This window comes from Candidatus Rickettsia kedanie (genome assembly GCF_045865205.1).
In the GTDB taxonomy this organism is placed as follows: Bacteria; Pseudomonadota; Alphaproteobacteria; order Rickettsiales; family Rickettsiaceae; genus Rickettsia; species Rickettsia australis.
The window spans coordinates 1-5,671 of the sequence record NZ_BAABMM010000015.1 but is presented as its reverse complement, the minus strand read 5'-3'; the positions used below and the strand labels follow the sequence as shown (position 1 = coordinate 5,671).

Below are 5,671 nucleotides of genomic sequence, written 5' to 3'. Positions count from 1 at the left end.
CTGGCTATGGCTACTTTTTCTATAACTCCTCATATCTCTTTATAAATTAGTTGCCAAGGTAACTTCATTATATCTTCCCTTCGCCTTTAGGCGAAGGGATTTCTCATCCCCGATAGGGACATTAAAATTCTGAATAAATAAGCAGGTAGCCTTGCTGTATACGATGTCATTCCCGCTTCCGCGGGAATGACATCGGCTTAAACAAGTATACAGTTTAATAAATCTCTTGAAACTGATCTTCTTTACTCGGTACATAATCAAAAATATCATTATTATCTTGATTATCAATCATATCTTCATTCTCAAGCATCTGAACATTATGTACTTTAAATGCTTCTATAACAGTGCCGTTTGGTGTAATTTTACCGGTTGCTCTATCTACGGCGATTAGCTTAATTGAATCCGGAACTTTGAAAGGCAGCGATGACTCATCCTTATAAGCATGACTAACAAAATCAATAAAAATCGGCAATACTACGTTTGAACCTGTTGCTCTTTTTCCAAGTTCTTTCGGTGTATCATAACCAACATAACTGCCAACTACTATCTTAGGCGTAAAACCGATAAACCATGTATCTTTACTATCGTTACTAGTACCGGTTTTTCCACCGATAATTTTCCCTAACTTCTTCGCAGCATAACCGGTTCCTCTATCTATTGCTCCTGTTAAAAACGAAGTAATTTGATAATCACTAGCTTCATCCGTAACTCTATAAATATCTTCTTTCGGTATTTCTAATATTGCGATATCTAAATTGGCGTCCGAAACATTACAAGAAAGACATTCTCTATCATCTCGCCTATAAATAATTTTACCGTTACGGTCTTTAATTAATTCTACAAAATGAGGTTCAACTTTTTTACCACCGTTAGCAATAATTGCATAAGCATTGGTTATTCTGCTAAGTGTAGTTTCAATTGAACCAAGTACCATAGAGTAAACTTTTTTTGGTTCATTATTAATACCGAATCGCTTAATTATATCAACGATTTTTGTAAGTCCTACGGCAGTTGCTACTCTGACTGTTATAAGATTACGGGATTTTTCAAGACCAGTACGCATAGTGATTTCACCCAAAAACTTACCTTCATAATTTTTAGGACACCAACTAGGCATCCCAGGACCTTGCGCAATCTCAATAGGCCCATCGTTAAAAATCTGATTCGGCTTAATACCGTTTTCAAGAGCTGCTAGATAAACAAAGGTTTTACTCAAAGAACCGGGTTGACGAAGTGCTTGAGTTACTCTATCAAATTTACTTGTGGAAAAATCATAACCCCCGACGCTTGCAAGTACCTGCCCGGTATTTGGGTTCATAACCATAATAGCACCGTTTACTTCAGGGATCTGACGCAAAGCATAAAGAGCATCTTTTACAGGTTCAACTACTATCACATCACCTTTTTTAAGTAAAGCCTTAACTGATTTAAGATTACTTCTTGTCCATTTCATTTCAGCAATAGGAATCCTAGATTTATTGCCGTCTATAAGTCCAATCTCTGCATGATTATCGGCCACATCCAGAACTACAGCTAATTTATACTCTAAAAGCGATGGAGGAGTCGGTAGTTTTTTTATCTCCTCTTGCCAATTATCAAGAGGAATATTAGCTATAGGCTTTCTAAAACCACGTCTTCTATCAAACTCCCTTAGACCTTTTCTTAAAGAGTTTTCAGCTAATTGCTGCATCTTTGTATCTAAAGAAGTAATAATAGTAAGACCTCCGGTATAAAATTCCTCCTTACTATTTAACATCCTAATTACTTCTTCTCTGACCTGTGCTGCATAATAATCTGCCGTAACAGTTTCTTCTTGAGCTCGTTTACGTAACACTATCAGGCTATCCATAGCTTCTTTTGCAGCATCTTTTGTTATATAACCATCTTCAAACATACGTGCTATTACGTAATCACGACGAGCTTTTACTCTAGCGTAGTTTCTCTCTGGATTAAGTTCGGAAGGAGCTTTAGGAAGTGCTGCAATAAAAGCTGATTCTGCAATGGTAAGTTCCTCTACGGATTTATTAAAATAATTTTGTGCAGCCGCCGCAACGCCATATGCACCACGACCAAAGAATGTTTGATTAAGATATAATTCTAAGATTTGATCCTTAGTAAATACTCTTGAAATCATATAAGAAAGAATCGCTTCTTTAATCTTACGTTCAAGAGAAACCTCATTAGTTAGTAGCAAATTTTTAACCACTTGCTGAGTAATGGTAGAGGCTCCTTCCATACGCCTATGATGTAGATAATTAGATATGTTTAAAAATGCCGCTCTAACTATTCCAAGCAAATCGACGCCCGGATGGTTATAGAAATTCTTATCCTCAGCTGCGATAAAACTTTCTATTAATGAACTCGGTACGCTATTAATCGGTACAAATACACGACGTTCAAAAGCGTACTCCTCCATTAATTTACCGTCACGAGAATAAATACGCGTTACCGACGGTGGATAATAACGTGCAAGTTGTGAGTAATCAGGTAAATCACGTGAATAGTGATATATTATATACCCCACAACCGCACAACCTATTAGAATAAGTACGGCAAAAATTTTTAAACAAAAAAACAGAGATTTATACATGACTTATAATATTTCGCCGGTTAAACTATTAAGTGAAGCTTTAGTAATTTTTACATCAATGATTTTACCAAGTAAAGATTTATTAGGGTTGTGGATATATACAGACTGCATATATAGAGTTTTACCTATTATTTGATCATCGAATTTACCGCTACGATCAAATAGAACTTTTATAGTACTACCGACACAACTTTCATTACAAGCTAATTGCTGAGCCATGAGTTCTTTGTGCAATATAGTTAATCTCTCTGATTTTATATGTTCAGGTATTTGGTCGGTTCTAGTTGCACCTGGCGTACCGGGACGTGGGCTATATTTAAACGAATAGCACTGACCGTATTTTATTCTGCGGACCAAATCTAAAGTATCCTCAAAATCTTCATCTGTTTCACCGGGAAAACCGACAATAAAATCAGAGGATAAAACTATATCGGGCCTTGCTTTTCTTAAGCGATTAATTATATCAAAATAATATTCCCGATCATGTTTGCGGTTCATTGCTTTTAATATTTTATTTGAACCTGACTGCACCGGTAGATGTAAAAACGGCATTAATTTAGGCTCAGTACCGTGTAGTTTTATTAGATCATCTGTCATATCTATCGGGTGCGACGTCATATAACGCAATCTCTCTACATTTGGAATTTGTGCTAGATGTTTGAGTAAATCGGCTAAACTAAATATTTTATCTGCAGGACCTTTCCCGTGATATGCATTGACATTTTGTCCAAGTAGCATAATTTCTTTAGCACCGCTGCTAACTACTTGTAATGCTTCTCTGTAAACCTGTTCTACGTTCCTTGAAAATTCAGCTCCTCTTGTATAAGGTACTACGCAGAAAGTGCAAAATTTATCGCACCCCTCTTGCACCGATATAAAGCTACTAGCTCCTTGCGGATATAATTGTTCCGGTAAATTATCAAATTTCGCTTCTTCAACAAAATCAAGATCGATTAAATGTTTTTCGTGTCTAACGACTTTTGAGATTAATTCCGGTAGGTTGTAATAAGACTGCGGACCGACAACAATATCGACATAAGGAGTTCTTGTAAAAATTTCTTCTCCCTCTGCCTGAGCAACACAACCTGCTACAACTATTATTGCAGAGTTTAATCCTTGTTTTTTTCTCGTATCTTGTAGTTTCTTAATACGACCGAGTTCAGAATAAGTTTTCTCGGCTGCTTTCTCTCTGATATGACAGGTATTTAGGATAATAACATCAGCTTCTTCAATATTTTCCGTAGGTTCATAACCAAAAGGATAAAGCAAATCTTGCATCTTAACGGAGTCGTAAACATTCATCTGACAGCCGTAGGTCTTAATATAAAGCTTCTTACTCATAAAATTTTAATATTATAAAAAGTTTTATACTATACTATATTTAGATAATTTTATCAAATTTTAAGTAAACCGCAAACACTATCCATATGCTCTTCTTAACTTAATTCATTCATCTACTAGAGAAATTTTTTCTCTAGTAGTATCTATATAATCTTGCACTTTTGTATGTAATTTTGCTAACGCTTGATTTGGAGTAGTAATACAAATCATACTTTCTTTATTTATGGGCTTTATCTTTTATTTTCTTTTTTGCCATATTAGTAATACTTTATAATGAATAGTATTTTTATCAAATAAGGATAAACATACCATATGATTTTTTACTTATAAATTCAGCTAAGCTTTAAACTAACTTCTTGACGTATTAATCTTATCCATATAAATTTGCATGGATAATAAACTAAGTGGATATGTAATTAAGTATTTTTGAGCAAAAGAAATTGAATTTTAAATATTATTGCTGATTAATTCTTGCTGTGCAGATTCTTTCGGTGATTTCTTTTAATTTTTCTATTCGTTCAATAAGATAAAGCAGCTGTTCTTTTGTCATTTTATAGTTTTTATCATATCTTGTATCAACATAAGCTTTTTCAAGAAGCTCAAAACACTTTTTTTGTTCTTCGATTAATTGAGGCAACACACTTAATAATTCATTATCGTAATTTCCTGCCATACTGCCTAGTTCTTGTAAATTGTATAGTTTACGGTTTGTCGTTTGAGCAAACTAATAAAATAGTGCTGTAAAGACTTTCCGTAGCTTGATGAAGGGAAAAGGCTGATAAAGCATACTCCAAATCGTTTAAATAAGTAGTTGCCCCTTTTAAAAAGCCTTTACCTATACCAAACCAATATTCATAGTAATCTTTAGAGATTTCTTTCATCTCGCTCCAAGGTAAATCTTTAGCTTCGTTAAGCATAAATGCCTTGCTATCATAAAAAGAATACCTTCTTTTTTGATATCCGTATAAAAATAACGTCCTTTTTCTAACTGCCTATTTATTTCCTCTATTAACTCTAGAATTATCGATATTCTTGAATCATATGGGATAATTTGATTTTTTATTACTCCAGTTTTTTCTAATCTTTTATATATTCTATCTTTTAATTTTAAAGCAGTATAACCTTTATACTTACCTTTTTTCAGAATTATCAAGATATCAGTATCGCTATGATAGCCGTTAGGTAGATCACGCACCCAATCACCTTTAGCAAAAGAGCCGTATAAGATAATCATAGCAATTTTATCCTAGGCAATATCTAGAATTTGCTGTACTATAAAATTAAGCCTAGCTTGGATCTTAAGAGAGCATTCAGGTAAGGCGGTTTTAATTTAAATATCTATATTTTATATTTCTGCTTTTAGCTTTTGTATTTCTTCTATTGTAAGCTTAGTATATCGTGCTATTTTCTCTATAGGTTCATTCTCTATTAACATTTCTTTTGCTGTTTCAATTTTCTCTTGTTCTATACCCTTCTCCATACCGGCATTAAACTTTTTTTCAAACTTGTCTATTTCTTGTTGTATAGCCATTTCAGTCCTAAAATAATCATCATGCTCTTGGTCTGTCCATCTATCTTCCTCCATCCCCTCTCCTGCGATATTTTCTAAAAACTTAATGTCCCTATCGGGGATGAGAAATCCCTTCACCTAAAGGCGAAGGGAAGATATAATGAAGTTACCTTGGCAACTAATTTATAAAGAGATATGAGGAGTTATAGAAAAAGTAGCCATAGCCAGTA

The 5,671-nt window shown here is 34.1% G+C and carries 6 protein-coding genes; all 6 read right to left on the bottom strand.

Annotated elements, in window-relative coordinates:
* Positions 1-214 precede the first annotated feature (214 nt).
* Complete coding sequence (locus ACKTSD_RS01720) at positions 215-2,590, bottom strand: penicillin-binding protein 1A (protein ID WP_412707727.1); 2,376 nt, start codon at positions 2,588-2,590, stop codon at positions 215-217.
* Between the two features lie 3 nt (positions 2,591-2,593).
* Positions 2,594-3,931 (bottom strand): tRNA (N6-isopentenyl adenosine(37)-C2)-methylthiotransferase MiaB, encoded by a 1,338-nt coding sequence (gene miaB, locus ACKTSD_RS01715; RefSeq protein ID WP_412707726.1) that lies wholly within the window; start codon positions 3,929-3,931, stop codon positions 2,594-2,596.
* 454 nt (positions 3,932-4,385) lie between these two features.
* Complete coding sequence (locus tag ACKTSD_RS01710) at positions 4,386-4,604, bottom strand: HEPN domain-containing protein (RefSeq protein WP_412707725.1); 219 nt, start codon at positions 4,602-4,604, stop codon at positions 4,386-4,388.
* Between the two features lie 28 nt (positions 4,605-4,632).
* Entirely contained in the window at positions 4,633-4,848 is a 216-nt protein-coding gene (locus tag ACKTSD_RS01705) for a hypothetical protein (protein WP_412707724.1), read from the bottom strand.
* Entirely contained in the window at positions 4,809-5,165 is a 357-nt protein-coding gene (locus ACKTSD_RS01700; protein WP_412707723.1) for a nucleotidyltransferase domain-containing protein, read from the bottom strand. Before ACKTSD_RS01700 ends, ACKTSD_RS01705 begins: the two co-directional genes overlap by 40 nt.
* A 111-nt stretch (positions 5,166-5,276) precedes the next feature.
* Entirely contained in the window at positions 5,277-5,579 is a 303-nt protein-coding gene (locus tag ACKTSD_RS01695) for a hypothetical protein (RefSeq protein WP_412707728.1), read from the bottom strand.
* Positions 5,580-5,671: the final 92 nt, after the last annotated feature.